The 17,471-nt window shown below is 58.5% G+C and carries 18 protein-coding genes; all 18 read left to right on the forward strand.

Translation table 11 applies throughout. The features are described from left to right. Nucleotides 1-13: 13 nt before the first annotated feature. Nucleotides 14-526 carry a YceD family protein gene (locus GXP70_RS12135; RefSeq protein ID WP_162356975.1) on the forward strand — a complete coding sequence of 171 codons (513 nt, stop codon included), beginning with the start codon at nt 14-16 and terminating at the stop codon, nt 524-526. A 145-nt stretch (nt 527-671) separates the two neighbouring features. Beyond that, nucleotides 672-845: a 50S ribosomal protein L32 gene (gene rpmF, locus GXP70_RS12140; protein WP_162356977.1), complete on the forward strand. Its 174-nt coding sequence runs from the start codon at nt 672-674 to the stop codon at nt 843-845. Between the two features lie 290 nt (nt 846-1,135). Continuing rightward, entirely contained in the window at nt 1,136-1,753 is a 618-nt protein-coding gene (fapR, locus tag GXP70_RS12145) for a transcription factor FapR (protein ID WP_162356979.1), read from the forward strand. Continuing rightward, nucleotides 1,737-2,726: a phosphate acyltransferase PlsX gene (gene plsX / locus GXP70_RS12150; protein WP_162356980.1), complete on the forward strand. Its 990-nt coding sequence runs from the start codon at nt 1,737-1,739 to the stop codon at nt 2,724-2,726. Before fapR ends, plsX begins: the two co-directional genes overlap by 17 nt. A gap of 8 nt (nt 2,727-2,734) precedes the next feature. After that, nucleotides 2,735-3,721: a beta-ketoacyl-ACP synthase III gene (locus tag GXP70_RS12155; RefSeq protein WP_162356982.1), complete on the forward strand. Its 987-nt coding sequence runs from the start codon at nt 2,735-2,737 to the stop codon at nt 3,719-3,721. 56 nt (nt 3,722-3,777) lie between these two features. Continuing rightward, the gene (gene fabD / locus GXP70_RS12160; protein ID WP_162356984.1) at nt 3,778-4,704 is read left to right on the forward strand and encodes an ACP S-malonyltransferase; all 927 of its coding nucleotides are present in this window, start codon (nt 3,778-3,780) and stop codon (nt 4,702-4,704) included. 723 nt (nt 4,705-5,427) lie between these two features. After that, a complete protein-coding gene (gene fabG / locus GXP70_RS12165; RefSeq protein WP_162356985.1) occupies nt 5,428-6,177 on the forward strand; it encodes a 3-oxoacyl-[acyl-carrier-protein] reductase in 750 nt (249 codons plus the stop codon). Between the two features lie 93 nt (nt 6,178-6,270). Then, the gene (gene acpP / locus GXP70_RS12170; protein ID WP_090637695.1) at nt 6,271-6,507 is read left to right on the forward strand and encodes an acyl carrier protein; all 237 of its coding nucleotides are present in this window, start codon (nt 6,271-6,273) and stop codon (nt 6,505-6,507) included. A gap of 152 nt (nt 6,508-6,659) precedes the next feature. Continuing rightward, nucleotides 6,660-7,901 carry a beta-ketoacyl-ACP synthase II gene (gene fabF, locus GXP70_RS12175; RefSeq protein WP_162356987.1) on the forward strand — a complete coding sequence of 414 codons (1,242 nt, stop codon included), beginning with the start codon at nt 6,660-6,662 and terminating at the stop codon, nt 7,899-7,901. After that, complete coding sequence (rnc, locus tag GXP70_RS12180; protein WP_162356989.1) at nt 7,891-8,583, forward strand: ribonuclease III; 693 nt, start codon at nt 7,891-7,893, stop codon at nt 8,581-8,583. Before fabF ends, rnc begins: the two co-directional genes overlap by 11 nt. A 208-nt stretch (nt 8,584-8,791) precedes the next feature. Then, nucleotides 8,792-12,367 (forward strand): chromosome segregation protein SMC, encoded by a 3,576-nt coding sequence (gene smc, locus GXP70_RS12185; protein ID WP_162356991.1) that lies wholly within the window; start codon nt 8,792-8,794, stop codon nt 12,365-12,367. Between the two features lie 125 nt (nt 12,368-12,492). Further along, nucleotides 12,493-13,494 (forward strand): signal recognition particle-docking protein FtsY, encoded by a 1,002-nt coding sequence (ftsY, locus tag GXP70_RS12190; RefSeq protein ID WP_162356993.1) that lies wholly within the window; start codon nt 12,493-12,495, stop codon nt 13,492-13,494. A 153-nt stretch (nt 13,495-13,647) separates the two neighbouring features. Continuing rightward, the gene (gene ylxM, locus GXP70_RS12195; RefSeq protein ID WP_162356994.1) at nt 13,648-14,004 is read left to right on the forward strand and encodes a YlxM family DNA-binding protein; all 357 of its coding nucleotides are present in this window, start codon (nt 13,648-13,650) and stop codon (nt 14,002-14,004) included. A 33-nt stretch (nt 14,005-14,037) separates the two neighbouring features. Continuing rightward, complete coding sequence (gene ffh / locus GXP70_RS12200) at nt 14,038-15,411, forward strand: signal recognition particle protein (protein WP_162356995.1); 1,374 nt, start codon at nt 14,038-14,040, stop codon at nt 15,409-15,411. Nucleotides 15,412-15,464: 53 nt separating this feature from the next. Continuing rightward, nucleotides 15,465-15,737 (forward strand): 30S ribosomal protein S16, encoded by a 273-nt coding sequence (rpsP, locus tag GXP70_RS12205; RefSeq protein WP_126016297.1) that lies wholly within the window; start codon nt 15,465-15,467, stop codon nt 15,735-15,737. Between the two features lie 26 nt (nt 15,738-15,763). Further along, on the forward strand, nt 15,764-15,994 hold the full coding sequence (locus tag GXP70_RS12210; protein WP_161740395.1) for a KH domain-containing protein: 231 nt from the start codon (nt 15,764-15,766) through the stop codon (nt 15,992-15,994). A 94-nt stretch (nt 15,995-16,088) separates the two neighbouring features. Continuing rightward, nucleotides 16,089-16,607, forward strand: coding sequence for a ribosome maturation factor RimM (gene rimM, locus GXP70_RS12215; protein ID WP_162356996.1), 519 nt, complete (start codon nt 16,089-16,091; stop codon nt 16,605-16,607). Nucleotides 16,608-16,610: 3 nt separating this feature from the next. After that, nucleotides 16,611-17,363, forward strand: a complete 753-nt coding sequence (gene trmD, locus GXP70_RS12220; protein WP_162356998.1) for a tRNA (guanosine(37)-N1)-methyltransferase TrmD — start codon at nt 16,611-16,613, stop codon at nt 17,361-17,363. Nucleotides 17,364-17,471 lie beyond the last annotated feature (108 nt).

Consider the following 17,471-nt stretch of genomic DNA (forward strand, 5'->3'; position numbering starts at 1 on the left):
TTGGAGTGATATCATGGAGATTCATGTACGCGAATTAGCGGCCAAAGGAACGAGAACGACGTTCAAGTCCAGCTTGAACACCGATTGGCTGAAGCAAGTGCGCAAAGATGTCTTGAACGCGAGTCCGATGGACGTGAACATGACGGCTTGGGGCGAAGAAGGCATTGCTCATGTCGAGGGCGAATTGAAGGTCGACGTGGAGCTGTCCTGCTCCCGCTGTTTGGAACCGACCACGGAACATGTCGTGCTGCCGTTTCATGAACGCTTCAAGCTTGAAGCCGAAATCGACGGCTCGGAGCCGGAAGAGACCATTCCGGTGGAAGAGGACAAGCTGGAGCTCGAGCCGATGCTGGAAGAAATGCTGATGCTTGCGCTGCCATTCGTGCCGCTGTGCGACGAAGATTGCAAAGGTCTTTGCCACACATGCGGAAGCAATCTAAATGAGCAAAATTGCGGCTGCTCGAACGAACGGATCGACCCGAGACTTGCCGCGTTGAAAGACTTGTTTAAAGACTCGCAGGAATAATGCGCAATCCGCTTTACCGTACAAGAACGCATTCGTTCTCGGACGATGCCCTGTTCTTGTATTTCTCCGGGATGCAGCCGCTGCGCCGCCGTCAGGCAGGCGACAGCGGTTCGCCCGGGGCAATTCTGTTAAGGAGGTGGGAAACATGGCAGTACCACAACGTAGAACATCCAAGACGCGTCGTGACAAGCGCCGCACGCATTTCAAACTGGCGGTGCCGGGCATGGTGAAATGCGATCAATGCGGAGAATTGAAATTGGCTCACCGCGTTTGCAAAGTTTGCGGAACTTACAAAACTAGAGAGATCATCAAACAATAGTTTGAGCGCCACGAACAGCACTTCATCTCCGGATGAGGTGCTGTTGTTGTGTACGGCGCCGATCGTGTTACGGCAGCGCCTTATCCGCTCGTCGTCCCAAGCGCATGAGCGGTTTGCGCCCGAAAAAGCCGCCCGACATTGCGCGAAGCGACGATCTTCTATATACTGTTAGTACCTGGTTATAATAGCTGATTGTAAGATGGCGGCTTCATCGCCGGGAATTAGCCGCCGGTTCGGCCTTGCCGAGTATGAATTGCAGCCGGGGCATATACTTAGGATATTTGGCAAAGGTGGTGCGGACCATCGAACGGCTTCCGAAACGCGAGCGTCATCAGCTGCTCACTTCGCTGATAGACGATAATCCTTTTATAACGGATCAAGAGTTGACGCGGCAGTTGAAAGTCAGCATCCAGACGGTGCGACTCGACCGCCTGGAGCTGGGCATTCCCGAGCTGCGGGAGCGCATGAAACTAATGGCGGAACGTTCGTACGACCCGGTCCGTTCATTGGCGCTTGACGAGGTTATCGGCGATATCGTGGACTTGCAGCTGGACCGCAGCGGCATTTCCATTTTCGAAATCAAGGAAGAGCATGTATTCAGCAGAACCGGCATCGCCCGCGGCCACCATGTGTTCGCGCAGGCGAATTCGCTCGCGGTAGCGGTCATCAACGATGAAATCGCATTGACGGCGACGGCGGATATCCGCTTCGTCCGGCAAGTCAAGCTTGGCGAGAAATGCATAGCCAAAGCTTACGTAAGGTCCATCTCCGGCGGGCGAAGCAAAGCCAAGGTCGAGGTTTTCTCTTACGTGAGCGATGAAATGGTGTTTCAAGGCAGCTTCGTCATTTTCCGTTCCGCAGGCGAGTCGGTCATCGAAGGAGGTATGGATGGTGCGGATCGCGGTTGATGCGATGGGGGGCGACCACGCTCCTTCTGAAATCGTTAAAGGCGCTTTGCAAGCGGCATTGGAAATGCCCGAGGTTACAATTATTCTGGTTGGCGACACGGAACAGATCAAGACGCATCTCGGCGCCAACGTTCCGTCGAACGTGGAGATCGTCCATGCGGACGACGTTATCGGTCCGGACGACGAGCCGGTCAAAGCGGTTCGCCGCAAGAAGGGATCGTCGATGGTCATGGCCGGACAGATGGTGCGCGACGGGCAGGCGGAAGCGATGATGTCGGCCGGCAATACGGGCGCGCTCATGACGACGGCGCTGCTCGTCGTCGGACGGCTGGAAGGGATCGAGCGTCCGGCGCTCGGCACGATGCTGCCGACGATGGACGACGCGGGCGTGCTCGCGCTCGATCTCGGCGCGAACATGGACGCGAAGCCGGAGCACCTGCTGCAGTATGCGATCATGGGCAGCATTTACCGGGCGCGGATGAACGGGCTCGACAAGCCCCGCGTCGGCTTGCTTAACGTCGGCACCGAAGCGATGAAGGGCAACGAGCTAACGAAAGCGGCGTTCGACTTGCTCGAAGCGGCGCCGATTCATTTCATCGGCAACGTGGAAGCGAGAGACGTGCTGGTGCGCAACTGCGACGTACTGATTTGCGACGGCTTCGCGGGCAATATTATGCTTAAGGCGATGGAGGGAACGGCCGGAACGCTGTTCAAGACGCTCCGGGATATTTTCTCGAACTCGCTGATTACGAAATTGGCCGCGTCGGTTCTGATGCCGAAGCTTCGCGTGCTGCGCAAGAAAATGGATTATAACGAGCACGGCGGAGCTCCCCTGCTTGGCATCAACGGACTTGTGTTCAAATGCCACGGATCCTCCGACGTCAAAGCTGTCCGGAACACGGTGCGGCAAGCCAAATTGGCGATTCAAAGCAATCTGGTATCTTCTATTGCAGCGGAAATTAGCAGGAAGTGAGTGGGAGCATGATGCTACATCCCGTAGGAATAATCGGCACCGGCAAATACGTGCCCGAACGCATTTTGACGAACAAAGACCTGGAACGGATGGTCGAAACGAATGACGAATGGATCGTCACGCGGACCGGCATGCGCGAGCGCAGAATCGCGGCGCCGGAGCAAGCGACGTCCGACCTGGCGTATCATGCGGCCGTGAAGGCGCTGGCTGCTGCCGAACTGACGGCGGAAGAGCTCGATCTCATTATCGTGGCGACGATTACGCCGGATATGTTCTTCCCGTCGACGGCCTGCTTGCTGCAGGATAAACTCGGCGCCCGGAAAGCGGCCGCGTTCGACTTGTCCGCCGCCTGCTCCGGCTTTATCTACGGACTGGCGACGGCCTCCAACATGATCGCGACCGGCATGTATAAGCACGTGCTTGTCGTCGGCGCGGAATGTCTCTCCCGGATTACGGACTATACGGACCGCAATACGTGCATCCTGTTCGGAGACGGCGCTGGCGCGGTCGTGCTCGGCACGGTTCCCGAAGGCCGCGGCTTCCGCTCCTTCGAGCTTGGCGCCGACGGCGGCGGCGGCGAGCTGCTGCGCGTATGCGGCGGCGGATCGCGGATGCCTTCCTCGGCGGAGAGCGTCGAAGGCAAGCAGCATTTCATCTATATGGCCGGCAACGAAGTTTACAAATTCGCGGTGCGCATCATGGGCAACGCCGCGGAAGAAGCGCTGCGCAAGGCGGGCGTCGACAAGAAGGACATCGACTTGCTGGTGCCGCACCAAGCGAACATCCGGATCATTCAATCCGCGCTGAACCGTTTGGATCTGCCGGAAGAGAAGTGCATGATTAACCTGCACAAATACGGCAACGTCTCGGCGGCGTCCATTCCGATCGCGCTTGCCGAAGCCGTCGAGCAGAACCGCGTCCATGAAGGCGACCGCATCGTGCTGGTCGGTTTCGGCGGCGGGCTGACGTGGGGCGCTTCCGTCCTCGTGTGGTAATTATTATCTTTCTTTCTCGGATCAAACATGCAATCCTGTCGGAGGTGCTGTAACAGATGGGCAAGACCGCATTCGTATTTCCCGGCCAAGGCGCTCAAGCCGTCGGCATGGGACAAGATATTTATGAAGCGATCCCAGCTTCGCGGGCCGTGATCGACGCGGCCGACGAAGCGCTGGGCTTCAAGCTGAGCGAACTGATTTTCAATGGGCCGGAGGAGCGGCTGAAGCAGACGGCGAACACGCAGCCCGCGCTGCTCGCGGTCAGCGCCGCGTTCCTCGAAGCGCTGAAGGAAAGCGGCCTGAAGGCCGATTTCGCGGCAGGCCACTCGCTCGGCGAGTACAGCGCGCTCGTGGCTGCCGGAGCGCTGTCGTTCGAAGATGCGATCCGCACCGTCCGCGCCCGCGGCGAGTTCATGGAGCAAGCGGTGCCGAGCGGTCAAGGCGCAATGGCGGCCGTGCTCGGCGCCGAACGCGAAGCGCTGGCGGCCTTATGCGCGTCCGCTTCCGCGGACGCAGGCGCGGTGGAGCTTGCTAACGTCAATTGCCCGGGCCAGATCGTCGTATCCGGCACGGCAGCCGGCGTGCAGGCCGTCGTCGAACGCGGCAAGGAAGCCGGCGCGAAACGGGTGATTCCGCTCGAAGTCAGCGGCCCGTTCCATTCCTCGCTCATGAAGCCGGCGGCGGAACGCCTGCAAGGCGTGCTGGCGTCCGTAACGATGCAGGATGCATCCATTCCGGTTATCGCTAACGTAACCGCCAAGCCGGTCACGGCAAGCGGCGAAATTCGCAATTTGCTCGCAGAACAGGTATACTCCCCAGTATTGTGGGAAGACAGCGTACGCTACCTGATCGAGCAAGGCGTCGACACTTTCGTCGAGATCGGATCGGGCACCGTGCTCGCCGGCCTGATTAAGAAGATCGACAAAACGGTTAAAGTCATTTCGATCAATAGCTTGGAAGCGTTGAAGGCGATTGCGCTGTAGCGCAGTGAAAGTTTGAAGAGCTTGAAGAGTTTGAAGAGCTTGAAAACTTGCTAGTCGCAATGGTGAACGAGCCCGTGGCCTGCGGTCGGTATGGGTCTCCAATCGCTTTTGTAGCGCTGATTTCTTTGATTCTATAGGAGACTATAGGTAGAAATCAGACTACAAGGCGACCGCTGACGCTTTTCCGACTCCATACCGACCTCCGGCCGCTCTGTTTCACCTGTTTTCGAGTTTGCAGTGCTTCCACCTATGGTGAAAGCACTGCAGCAGCCAATGGGCGGCAAATTAATGCCGCCCCTCAGGCAGGCGCAGCCTGCCTGAAAAGCTGCTGCCGCATGCAGCAGTACCACCAACTTCGGCGGCGGGAACCTGCCGCCTCCGGCAAGCCAGCCGCAGGCGCAGGCTTGCAGCGTGCACTAGCGTAAAGCGTGTCCCGCCAGGGACGAAAGCGAGGCTTGGCACGGATTGGCTCTCAACCGCTTCTGCGGCGGACGACGTTACCATGGTCCCGTAAGGGACAGCAGGTAGCTCGCGAGCGCCGATCGTAGAGTGTGTCCCGTCAGGGACGAAAACGAGCCAAGCACATACATAACCCGGGTGCGCTGCTCTGTAGCGCCGACGTTATACCATTCCGGGTGTCCAGAGGGCCGGAAGCCCTTGGGGTCCCCCTGGCGAGGGGGATTTAGGGGGTCGCAAGTCGCAAATGAAGGGAGAGAAACAACAATGTTCGGAGATCTTTCTGGCAAGGTAGCATTGGTCACGGGGGCATCCCGCGGCATCGGCCGCGCGATCGCGCTGGAGCTGGCCGAAGCGGGAGCGGACGTCGCGATCAACTATTCCGGCAGCGAAGCGGCCGCGGCCGAGACGGCCGAAGCGGTGCAGGCGCTGGGACGACGAGCGCTCGTGCTGAAAGCGAACGTCGGCAAAGCGGACGAGTTCGACGGCATGGTGAAGCAAGTGATCGATACGTTCGGCGCCATTGATATTTTGGTGAATAACGCGGGCATCACGCGTGACAATCTAATCATGCGCATGAAGGAAGAAGAGTTCGACCAAGTCATCGAGACGAACCTGAAGGGCGTGTTCAACGGCGTGAAAGCCGTCACCCGTCATATGATGAAGCAGCGCTCGGGCCGCATCATCAACATTTCGTCCGTCGTCGGCGTCCTCGGCAATCCGGGGCAGGCCAACTATGTCGCCGCCAAAGCGGGCGTCATCGGATTGACGAAAGCGTCCGCGCGCGAGCTGGCATCGCGCGGCATTACGGTGAACTGCGTCGCGCCGGGCTTCATCCAGACGGACATGACGGATAAGCTGCCGCAGGAAATGCGCGAGAAGCTGGCGGGGGACATTCCGCTTGCGCGTCTCGGCGATCCGAAGGATATCGCGGCCGCCGTGCGTTTCTTGGCTTCGGACGCTGCCGCTTACATGACGGGTCAGACGATTCACGTCGACGGCGGCATGTATATGTAGTTTTACCGGACACGGCCTGTCAGCGGTCACGCCGTTTGATGTATGGCATTTTGTCCGCAATTCTCGTATAATACCATGGAGGAGGTGAACCGGATGTCCGATGTATATGATCGTGTAAAGCGCATCGTAGTCGACCGCCTTGGCGTAGACGAGTCGGAAGTGACGCTAGAAGCTTCGTTTAAAGAAGATCTTGGAGCGGACTCTCTTGATGTCGTTGAATTGGTCATGGAACTGGAAGATGAGTTCGATATGGAAATCTCTGATGAAGATGCAGAGAAAATTACGAGTGTAGGAGAAGTCGTAAATTACATAACTTCTCTGGCGAAGTAATGATGTAATACAACTAATGACAAGTCCCGTTGCACAAGCGGGACTTCTCTCCATATTAGAGCGATGCAGCCCTCGCATCCTGAAGAAGTGAAAGCGCATTAGCGTTTTATAAATAGATCGTGGATTAGAGTTCCCATCAGAGGTGAATAGAGATGAAGCAGAGAGTTGTCGTTACGGGCATGGGGGTTATGACTTCGCTCGGTTCCGAACTGGAGACGTTCTGGGGCAATTTAATGGAAGGCAAATCCGGCGTTTCCTTAATTGAAGCATTTGACGTATCCGAATATCCGACCCGCATTGCGGCTGAAATAAAGAACTTCAACCCGGAAGACTATGAGATCGACAAGAAAGAAGCGCGCCGCATGGACCGTTTCGTCCAATTCGCGGTCGTAGCGAGCACGCTTGCCGTCAAGGACGCGGGCGTAAGCATCGGCACGGACGTCGACGCGGAGCGCGTCGGCGTCATGATCGGCTCGGGCATCGGCGGTTTGGGCACATGGGAAGACCAGCATAATATTTTGCTGGAGAAAGGGCCGAAGCGCGTTAGCCCGTTCTTCATCCCGATGATGATCGCGAACATGGCCTCCGGCCAGGTTTCCATGGCGACCGGCGCGAAAGGCCCGAACAGCACGGCGGTAACGGCCTGCGCGACCGGCACGCACTCCATCGGCGATTCGTACAAGCTTATTCAGCGCGGCGATGCCGACATGATGATCTGCGGCGGCGCGGAAGCGACGATCAGACCGACGGGCATGGCGGGCTTCTGCTCCATGCGCGCGATGTCGACCCGCAACGACGAGCCTGCGCGGGCATCCCGTCCGTTCGACGTGGACCGCGACGGCTTCGTCATGGGCGAAGGCTCCGGCGTATTGGTGCTGGAATCGCTCGAGCATGCGCAGCAACGCGGCGCGCGCATATACGCGGAAGTGATCGGCTACGGCATGAGCGGCGACGCTTACCACATGACCGAACCGGATCCGGACGGCGCGGCGCGCTGCATGGCCAAGGCGCTTCGCGACGGCGGCGTGGAGCCGGCGCAGATCGATTATATCAACGCCCACGGTACGTCGACGCCGGTCGGGGACAAATCGGAAACGACGGCGATCAAGAAGACGTTCGGCGAGCATGCTTACAAGCTTGCGGTCAGCTCGACGAAATCGATGACCGGCCATTTGCTCGGCGCTGCCGGCGGCGTGGAAGCGGTCATCCTCGGCTTGACGCTGAAGAACGGCGTCATCCCGCCGACGATCAATCTCGAGAATCAGGATCCGGAGTGCGATCTCGATTACGTACCGAACGTGCCGCGTCAAGCGGACGTACAGTACGCGCTGTCGAATTCGTTCGGTTTCGGCGGACATAACGCGACGATCGTGATGAAGAAATATGAAGCATGATCAATTTGACGAGCTGCAGCAGCGCCTGCAGCTCCGTTTTCGTACGGTGAAGCTGCTGCGGCAGGCGTTCACGCACACGTCGTACGTCAACGAGCATCGTCAAAGTGCCACGGAGCATAACGAACGGCTCGAATTTCTCGGCGACGCGATCCTGCAGCTGACCGTATCGGAGTACCTGTACCGCACGTTCCCGGAACGGCCGGAAGGACAGCTGACGCGAATGCGGGCATCGATCGTATGCGAGGCATCGCTGGCGCGTTTCGCGGAAATGCTCGATCTCGGCTCGCATATCCTGCTCGGACGCGGCGAAGAACAGCTTGGCGGACGGCAGCGTCCCGCGCTGCTTGCCGACCTGTTCGAAGCGTTCGTCGGCGCGATCTACCTGGATCAAGGGCTGGAAGCCGTCCGAACGTTTCTGGCGTCGCACATGTTCCCGCATATCGACAACGACGGCGTAATGGTAGGCAAGGACTTCAAATCGACGCTGCAGGAGAAAGCGCAGCAGGCGGGCATGGGTCCGATCGAATACCGGATCGTCGAAGAACGCGGGCCCGCGCATGACCGTGAGTTCGTCGTAGCGGTGTTCATCGGCGATACTGCCTACGGTTCCGGCAGCGGCCGGACCAAGAAAGAAGCGGAACAGCAGTCGGCGGCGGAAGCATGGCGGAAGCTGTCCAAGTAACGGCATATAAGGCTGAACGAAAATTCTGGTCACCTTCAAGGTACCGGGATTTTTTTATGTTGACGATCATGGAATGGCATGGGGAATAATTCCATATATGGTGGAGCGTAACGGATGTAAGCATATTTATCGACTTCATTCGACTGTTTTCGACCCTGACCTTTTGGCTGGAATTATGGTACAATAAGCGATGAGGTGAAGGTAAGCGATGTTCCTGAAAAGGATTGAGTTAGCTGGATTTAAGTCGTTTGCCGACAAAACGGAACTGGAATTCGTCCGCGGCATTACCGCGGTCGTCGGTCCGAACGGCAGCGGCAAGAGCAACATCAGCGACAGCATCCGCTGGGTATTGGGCGAGCAAAGCGCGAAGAGCCTGCGGGGCGGCAAAATGGAAGACATTATTTTCGCGGGAAGCGACGCGCGCAAAGCGGTCAATTTCGGCGAGGTGTCGCTCACGCTCGATAACGGGGACGGGGCGCTTCCGCTGGACTACAACGAAGTGACCGTTACGCGGCGCGTGCACCGCAGCGGCGATAGCGAATATTTGATCAACAAGCAGTCGTGCCGACTGAAAGATATAACGGAATTGTTCATGGATACGGGGATCGGCAAGGAAGCGTATTCCATTATCGGACAAGGCCGGATCGAAGAAATTTTAAGCACGCGATCCGAAGACCGCCGCGGGATTTTCGAAGAGGCGTCGGGCATCGTGAAGTACAAGTCGCGCAAACGCGAGGCGCAGAAGAAGCTGGAGGATACGGAGTCGAATCTGCTCCGCATTCACGACTTGGTAACGGAGCTGGAGGATCAGGTCGAGCCGCTGCGCGTGCAATCGGAGAAAGCGATTCAGTACAAGCAGCTACGCGATCAGCTGAAGACCGCGGAAATCTCCATGTATGTACATAATATCGATACGGTGCATCAATCTTGGACGGAATCGAACGCGCGCATGGCGAAGCTGCAGGAAGAGCAGCTATCGCTGTCCACGGTCGTCAGCAAGCATGACGCGATGCTGGAGAAGGATCGGCAGAAGCTCCGCGAGCTGGAGGAAGCCCTTGACCGGCTTCACGAAGCGATGCTGCAATACAGCGAAGAGTACGAGAAATGCGAAGGCTACGGCGAAGTGCTCAAGGAGCGCAAACGCAACCTGGAGCAGAATCGCGCGCAGCTGGAAGCATCGATGACGGCGCAGAACGAACGGATCGCGGCGCTGACGAAGGAAGAAGCGGAGTTCCGCAGCAAGGCGGCTTTGCTTGACAACGATCTCGAGGCGCTGCGCAAGAAGCTGGCGGAAGAGGAGGCGCAGCTGCTCGGGACGACCGCTTCGGCGTCCGGCGATGCGGAAGAATCGCTGAAGGGCGAGCTGCTCGACGTGCTCAGCTCGATGGCGCAGCTGCGCAACGAAATCCGCTACGCGAACCAGCAGGAAGAAGCGCTGCAGCGGCGGATGGAAAGGCTCGGCGACGAGCATGCCAAGTGGCAGGAGCAGAACGGGCGGATGACGGCCCGCAGAGCGGAGCTTTCGAACAAGCTGGAGACGACGCTTGCGGACATCAACAAGATGCGGAACAAGTACATCAGCGAAGCGGAAGGGCTGCAGAACGGCCAGAAGCTGCTGGAGGAAACGCAGTCCGCGATTCGCAAGTGGGAGCAGAAGCTGGAGGCGCTCACTTCCCGCAGGGATACGATGAAAGAAATGCAGGACGACCTCGACGGCTTCATGCACGGCGTCAAGGAAGTGCTGAAAGCTTCGCGCCGCGCGACAGGCGGCATCGAAGGCGTTCACGGCGCCGTGGCGGAGCTCGTGCGCGTGCCGGAGAAGGTCGAGGTCGCGATCGAGACCGCGCTCGGCGGCGCGCTGCAGCATGTCGTCATGAACGATGAACGCAGCGCCCGCGCGGCGATCGCGTTCCTGAAATCGCGCCAGCTGGGCCGGGCGACGTTCCTGCCGCTCGACGTTATCCGCGGACGGTACATACCCGAGCATGAGCGCAGAACGATCTCGGGCATGGAAGGCTTCGTCGGCATCGCGTCCGAATTGGTGTCCTGCGACGCCAAGTATGCGCAGATCGTCGAGAATTTGCTGGGCAACGTGCTGATCTCCGAAACGCTGGAGCAGGCGAACCGGATAGCGGCGCGCATTCAATACCGGTTTCGCGTCGTCACGCTGGAAGGCGACGTCGTCAACGCCGGCGGTTCCATGACCGGGGGCAGCCTTCAGAAGAAGGGCGCCAACCTGCTCGGCCGTCAGCGGCAGATCGAGCAGCTGGACGAGGAGATCAAATCGACGGACGGGCAGCTCGCGATGCTGCGCGACAAGATCGGCGACCTGCGCAAGGAGCAGTCGATTCGGAATCAGAACGTCGACGAGCTCCGTGCTTTGGGCGAGAAGCTGCGCATCGACGAGCAGCATTTGCGCGCCGAGCTGCAGCAGCTCGACAACGAGAAGCGGCATCTGGACGATCAGGCGCAATTGTTCCAAGCGGATAGCGCCGGACATCAGACGGAGCTGAAGCAGATCAGCCAGTCCGCCCAAGACGCCGAGGAACGGCTCGGGAAGCTGACGCGGGAAGAAGCGCGCCTGCAGGAAGCGATCCGCGTCGCGGAGGAGCGCCGCAAGGCGGGCGAATCCGCCAAGGAGCAGCTGCAGGATCAATTGACCGACCTCAAGATCGCGCTCGCCAAGACCGATCAGGAGAAAATGTCGTTCGAGGATCAGGCGTCGCGGGTGCGATCCGACATCGGCCGCGCCAAGCAGGAGCTGGCCGGCATCCGCGACATGGCGCTGCGCCATGAGGAAGACACGCGCCAGCACGGGGAAGAGAGCGCGAAGCAGACGGAGCAGCTGAACGCGCTCAAGCTGAAGCGGGACGGCTGCGCCGACCAGACGGATCTGAAGCGGGCCGAGCGCGCGGAACTGACCCGCGAGCTGGAGCAGGGCGAAAGCGAAACGAAGGATCAGCGCACGCAGCTGCGCACGGTCGAGGACCAGCTCCGCCAAATCGAAATCGCCGTCAATCGGCTCGACGTCGAGCTGGACAACCTGCTGCGCAAGCTGAGCGAGGAATACGAGCTCAGCTACGAGCTGGCAAAGGAGCGCTATCCGGTGCCGGAGGATGTGCTTGCGCTGCAGAACGAGGTGCGCGACCTGAAACGCCGCATCTCCAGCCTGGGCGAAGTCAATCTCGGCGCCATCGACGAATACGAGCGCGTCAAGGAACGGTACACGTTCCTGAACGATCAGAAGAACGACCTGATCGAAGCGAAGACGACGCTGTATCAAGTCATCCGCGAGATGGACGACGAGATGAGCCGCCGGTTCCGCACGACGTTCGAAGCGATCCGCGGCCATTTCGTGGTCGTGTTCTCGAAGCTGTTCGGCGGCGGGCGCGCCGACCTCATCATGGTCGAACCGGACCGGGTGCTCGACAGCGGCATCGACATCGTCGCGCAGCCGCCGGGCAAGAAGCTGCAGAACCTGCAGCTGCTCTCGGGGGGCGAGCGCGCGCTCACGGCCATTGCGCTGCTGTTCGCCATCCTGCAGGTCAAGCCGGTGCCGTTCTGCGTGCTCGACGAGGTCGAAGCCGCGCTGGATGAGGCGAACGTCGCCCGGTTCGCCCAATATTTGCGCGAGTTCTCGGAGCTGACGCAATTCATCGTCGTGACGCACCGCAAAGGCACGATGGAAGAGGCGGACGTCCTGTACGGGGTGACGATGGAGGAAGGCGGCGTATCCAAGCTCGTTTCCGTCCGGCTCGACGACGAAGAAGCGGTATCCGCTTAAATCGCTGCACCCGCTGACCCGTAACAAACGTATACAAGAAAGCCGGAGCCGAGCGTCATGCCGCGAGGCCCGGCTTTCGCGGCGTATGACATGGCTTGTTGATTAATGGGATGGAGGTCCACAGAATGAGTTTTTTTAAACGGCTGAAAGAGAGCATCGCCCAGAAGACCGAGGCGGTCACGTCCATATTCAAGGAAGGCTTGACCAAGACGCGCACCGCGTTCGTCGGCAAGATCGAAGAGCTGATTACGCGCCGCAAGAAGATCGACGAGGCGTTCTACGAAGAATTGGAAGAAATTCTGATCGGCGCCGACGTCGGCGTGAACACCGTCATGCAGCTGATCGACGACCTGCGGGCCGAAGTAAAGAAGCGCAAGATCGAGGAAGCGGCCGAGCTGCAGCCGATTCTGTCCGAACGGCTCGTGGAGCTGCTGAAGGGCAACGCCGAGACAGGGCTGCGGATGGCGGAGTCGGGCATGACCGTCATTCTGTTCGTCGGCGTCAACGGCGTCGGCAAAACGACGACGATCGGCAAGCTCGCGCATAAATTCAAAAGCGAAGGCAAATCCGTCCTGCTCGCGGCAGGCGATACGTTCCGCGCTGGGGCGATCGAGCAGCTGGAAGTATGGGGCAAGCGCGTCGGGGTCGACGTCATCAAGCAGGAATCCGGCGCGGACCCGGCGGCGGTCATGTATGACGCGGTACACGCGGCCAAGCAGCGCGGCGTCGACGTGCTGCTCTGCGACACGGCCGGACGTCTGCAGAACAAGCATAATTTAATGGAAGAGCTGAACAAGATCTTCCGCGTGATCCAGCGCGAAATTCCGAGCGCGCCGCATGAAGTGCTGCTGGTGCTCGACGCGGCGACCGGACAGAACGCGCTCAGCCAGGCGAAGCTGTTCGGCGAGAAGAGCGGCGTAACGGGACTCGTGCTGACGAAGCTGGACGGAACGGCCAAGGGCGGCATCGTCATCGCGATCCGCAACGAGCTGGATTTGCCTGTGAAGCTGGTCGGACTCGGCGAGAAGATGGGGGACTTGCAGGAATTCGATTCCGAGCAATTCGTGCACGCGCTGTTCGGCGGCTTGCTGCAAGCCGTTGAAGACGAACAGGAATCCGGCCGTTAATGACGCAACGTTCACGGCGCGCATTTTGCTCTGTGAACGTTGCGTTTCTAAGTGACAAGGAAATATACTTGACAGTGCATAGACCCTTGCGCTATGATAGTCGTCGTGGATATGGTGTAAAGGTAATTGCCTTGACGCAAAGGAGCGGATCGCATGACGGTTCATGAAACCGACGCCTTGGCGAAGACGACACGGATCAATATGCTGTTCGACTTCTACGAGCAGCTGTTGACGGAGAAGCAGCAGACCTTTCTTAAGTATTACTTCCATGACGACTATTCACTCGGGGAAATTGCGACCGAGTTCAATATTAGCAGGCAAGCGGTCTACGAACACGTGAAACGGGCGGAAGCCGTGCTCGAGAATTGCGAAAGCAAGCTGAAGCTGCTTGCGAAGCACGAGGCGGCCGAGCAATGGCTGCAGAAGCTGGACGCGGCGGCGGAAACGCTGGCGGACGGCGACCTTCGCGAAGAGCTGATGGCGATCGCGCAAGGGCTGCGTAACGAATAATAACGAAAGCTACATAAACAGGAGGTGACGACGATGGCATTTGAAGGATTGTCCAGCAGGTTGCAGAATGTGTTCGGCAAATTGCGCGGCAAGGGCAAAGTGTCCGAGGACGATGTGAACGAGGCAATGCGCGAGGTTCGCTTGGCGCTGCTCGAAGCCGACGTTAACTTCAAGGTCGTCAAGGATTTCATCGCGAAGGTGAAGGAACGCACGATCGGCCTTGAAGTGTCGAAGAGCTTCACGCCTGGCATGGTCGTCGTCGACATTGTTAACAAAGAACTGACAGAACTGATGGGCGGTTCGAACACGAAGCTCGCGAAAGCGAACAAGCCGCCGACCGTCATCCTGATGGCGGGCTTGCAGGGCGCCGGCAAGACGACCTCGTCCGCGAAGCTTGCGAAGCTGCTGCTCAAGGACAAGCATAAGCCGCTCATGATCGCGGGCGATATTTATCGCCCTGCCGCCATCAAGCAGCTGCAAGTGCTCGGCGAGCAGATCGGGGTGCCGGTGTTCACGCTCGGGGATCAGACGTCGCCGGTCGAGATTGCCCGCCAAGGCCTCCAGCTTGCCAAGGACAACGGCCATGATTATGTCATTATCGATACGGCCGGCCGGCTGCACATCGACGAAGCGCTCATGACGGAGCTTCGCCAGATTCATGAAGCGACGAATCCCGACGAAGTGCTGCTCGTTGTCGACGCCATGACAGGCCAGGAGGCGGTCAACGTCGCGCAAAGCTTCCACAGTCAGCTTGAGCTGACGGGCGTCATTCTGACGAAGCTCGACGGCGATACGCGCGGCGGCGCGGCGTTGTCGGTCAAAGCCGTCACCGGCTGCCCGATCAAGTTCGCGGCGACGGGCGAGAAGATCGAACCGCTCGAGCCGTTCCATCCGGAGCGGATGGCTTCCCGGATTCTCGGCATGGGCGACATGCTGTCGCTGATCGAGAAAGCGCAGTCCAGCATCGACGCGGAGAAAGCGGCCGAGATGGAGCGCAAGATGCGCACGGCGGAATTCACGTTCGAGGATTTCCTGGAGCAGATGGAGCAGGTTCGCAAGCTTGGGCCGCTCGATCAATTGCTCGACATGATGCCGGGCATGGGCAAGATGAAGGACATGAAGAACCTCAAGGTGGATGAGAAGCAGATCGGGCGCGTGGAAGCGATCGTCAAATCGATGACGAAGGAAGAGAAGCGCAAGCCCGAAATTCTCAATCACAGCAGACGCAAACGGATTGCGACAGGCAGCGGTACTTCCGTCGCGGAAGTGAACCGGCTGATCAAGCAGTTCGACGACATGAAGAAGATGATGAAGCAGTTCTCGTCGATGATGGGCCCCAAAGGTCCGAAGGGCGGCATGAAAGGGCTTAAGAACATGCTTCCGAAAGGCATGAAGTTTCCGTTCTAACGGTTAACCCTGCCATTCTGACAGACGATATTTTTTGAAGGAGGTGAATTCTCATGGCAGTACGTATTCGTTTGAAACGTATCGGTGCGCATAAAGCGCCTTTCTACCGTGTGGTAGTTTCCGATTCCCGTTCCCCGCGTGACGGCCGTTTTATTGAAGAAATCGGTACTTATAATCCGGTTGCTCAACCGGCTCAAGTCAACATCGACGAAGAGAAGGCTCTTAAATGGCTTCAAAACGGAGCGCAAGCTTCCGACACCGTCCGCAACCTGCTCTCCAAAGCAGGCGTAATGACGAAGCTTCACGAGTCCAAACTTCAAAAATAACTACTCCATGCGGGGGGCCTATTGTGATGAAAGAATTGATTCTTGTCATAGCGAAGGCTTTAGTGGATAACCCGGAGGATGTACGCGTCGACGTGAAAGAAGACGATCGCGGCACCGTCTACCTGCTGTCCGTCAACCCCGACGACGTCGGGAAAGTGATCGGCAAGCAGGGGCGGATCGCCAAAGCGCTGAGAACGGTGGTCGCTTCGGCGGCCGTTAAATCGCAGAAACGCGTCATGGTCGATATCATTTCGTAGCGATCGTACATCGAGACAGGGCTAGGATATCCATCCTAGCTCTTTTTCGATGGTCGTTTCACATTGACAAATACGAAAAGTCAGGAGACAACGAATGGATCAGCAATGGTTATCAGTCGGTAAGCTGGTGAATACGCACGGCATTCGCGGCGAAGTGAAAATCGTATCGCAAACCGATTTTCCCGAGGAGCGTTTCGCGCCGAAATCCGTGCTGACGCTCGTGAACGAAGAGAACGGACAGCAGCTGGAAGTGGAAGTGCTGAGCGCCAGGGAACATAAAGGCATGTACATCGTCAAGCTGCTAGGGTACGACAACATCAACGAAGTCGAGAAATTCAAGGGCTGGGCGCTGAAAGTAACGAAGGACAACATGGTGGACCTGGATGAAGGCGAATATTATCATCACCAGATCATCGGCTGCAACGTCGTGACCGACGAAGGCAAGGAGCTTGGCGTCATTACGGAAATTCTCGTGCCGGGCGCGAACGACGTCTGGGTCATCGGGCTGCCGAAAGGCAAGCAGCTGCTCATTCCCGTGATCGACGACGTCGTACTGAACGTGGACATTCCGAACAAAACGGTGAAGGTTCATCTGATGGAAGGGCTGATCTAGCTCATGCGCATCGATGTGTTGACGCTGTTTCCCGAAATGTTCGAAGGCGTCTTCGGCGCCAGCATTCTCGGCAAAGCGCGGGATAAGGGCATCGTCGGCTTGAACGCGGTTAACTTCCGCGATTATGCCAATAATAAGCATAATACGGTGGACGATTACCCGTACGGCGGCGGCGGCGGCATGGTGCTGAAGCCCGAGCCGCTATTCGCGGCCGTGGAGGCGCTTATGCCCGAAGGCGGGGAGAAGCCGCGGGTCATCCTGCTCTGCCCGCAGGGCGACCCGTACACGCAGAAGAAGGCGGAAGAGCTGTCGGCCCAGGAGCATCTGATCTTCGTATGCGGCCACTACGAGGGCTACGACGAGCGGATCCGCCAGCATTTGGTGACGGACGAGATCTCGCTGGGCGATTACGTGCTGACGGGCGGCGAGCTGCCGGCGATGGTCATGATCGACAGCATCGTCCGTCTGCTGCCCGGCGTGCTGGGCAACGAGACGTCGGCCGTGACGGATTCCTTCAGCACGGGCTTGCTGGAGCATCCCCATTACACGCGCCCGGCCGTATTCCGAGGCTGGGAAGTGCCCGAGGTGCTCTTGTCCGGCCATCACGCGAATGTAGAGGTATGGAGGCGCCGGCAATCGATTCTGCGGACGCTGGAACGGCGTCCCGAGCTGTTGGAGAACGTAGAACTGACCAAGAAGGAGCGCCTCTGGCTCGAGGAGCAGATGAAGCTTCGGCAGCAGCAGGATCCGCAATAGCGCTGCTCGTGAACCGTGATTTTATATTAACTCCGTTGTTGTGTTCTGGGCGGAATTGTGTTAGAATAGCAGATGTTGCTTTGTTAACTCGGACGGTCCGCTATAAAG

The sequence above is a fragment of the Paenibacillus lycopersici genome (genome assembly GCF_010119935.1).
GTDB classification, from domain to species: Bacteria; Bacillota; Bacilli; order Paenibacillales; family Paenibacillaceae; genus Paenibacillus_Z; species Paenibacillus_Z lycopersici.

Bases quoted from the DNA above. Each gene is read 5' to 3' on its own strand.
- smc (WP_162356991.1), top strand. From the start codon at position 8,792: ATGTTCCTGAAAAGGATTGAGTTAGCTGGATTTAAGTCGTTTGCCGAC.
- rpsP (WP_126016297.1), top strand. From the start codon at position 15,465: ATGGCAGTACGTATTCGTTTGAAACGTATCGGTGCGCATAAAGCGCCT.
- rnc (WP_162356989.1), top strand. From the start codon at position 7,891: ATGAAGCATGATCAATTTGACGAGCTGCAGCAGCGCCTGCAGCTCCGT.
- fabD (WP_162356984.1), top strand. From the start codon at position 3,778: ATGGGCAAGACCGCATTCGTATTTCCCGGCCAAGGCGCTCAAGCCGTC.
- rimM (WP_162356996.1), top strand. From the start codon at position 16,089: ATGGATCAGCAATGGTTATCAGTCGGTAAGCTGGTGAATACGCACGGC.
- rpmF (WP_162356977.1), top strand. From the start codon at position 672: ATGGCAGTACCACAACGTAGAACATCCAAGACGCGTCGTGACAAGCGC.
- fabF (WP_162356987.1), top strand. From the start codon at position 6,660: ATGAAGCAGAGAGTTGTCGTTACGGGCATGGGGGTTATGACTTCGCTC.
- ftsY (WP_162356993.1), top strand. From the start codon at position 12,493: ATGAGTTTTTTTAAACGGCTGAAAGAGAGCATCGCCCAGAAGACCGAG.
- trmD (WP_162356998.1), top strand. From the start codon at position 16,611: ATGCGCATCGATGTGTTGACGCTGTTTCCCGAAATGTTCGAAGGCGTC.
- ylxM (WP_162356994.1), top strand. From the start codon at position 13,648: ATGACGGTTCATGAAACCGACGCCTTGGCGAAGACGACACGGATCAAT.
- GXP70_RS12155 (WP_162356982.1), top strand. From the start codon at position 2,735: ATGATGCTACATCCCGTAGGAATAATCGGCACCGGCAAATACGTGCCC.
- acpP (WP_090637695.1), top strand. From the start codon at position 6,271: ATGTCCGATGTATATGATCGTGTAAAGCGCATCGTAGTCGACCGCCTT.
- fabG (WP_162356985.1), top strand. From the start codon at position 5,428: ATGTTCGGAGATCTTTCTGGCAAGGTAGCATTGGTCACGGGGGCATCC.
- GXP70_RS12135 (WP_162356975.1), top strand. From the start codon at position 14: ATGGAGATTCATGTACGCGAATTAGCGGCCAAAGGAACGAGAACGACG.
- ffh (WP_162356995.1), top strand. From the start codon at position 14,038: ATGGCATTTGAAGGATTGTCCAGCAGGTTGCAGAATGTGTTCGGCAAA.
- GXP70_RS12210 (WP_161740395.1), top strand. From the start codon at position 15,764: ATGAAAGAATTGATTCTTGTCATAGCGAAGGCTTTAGTGGATAACCCG.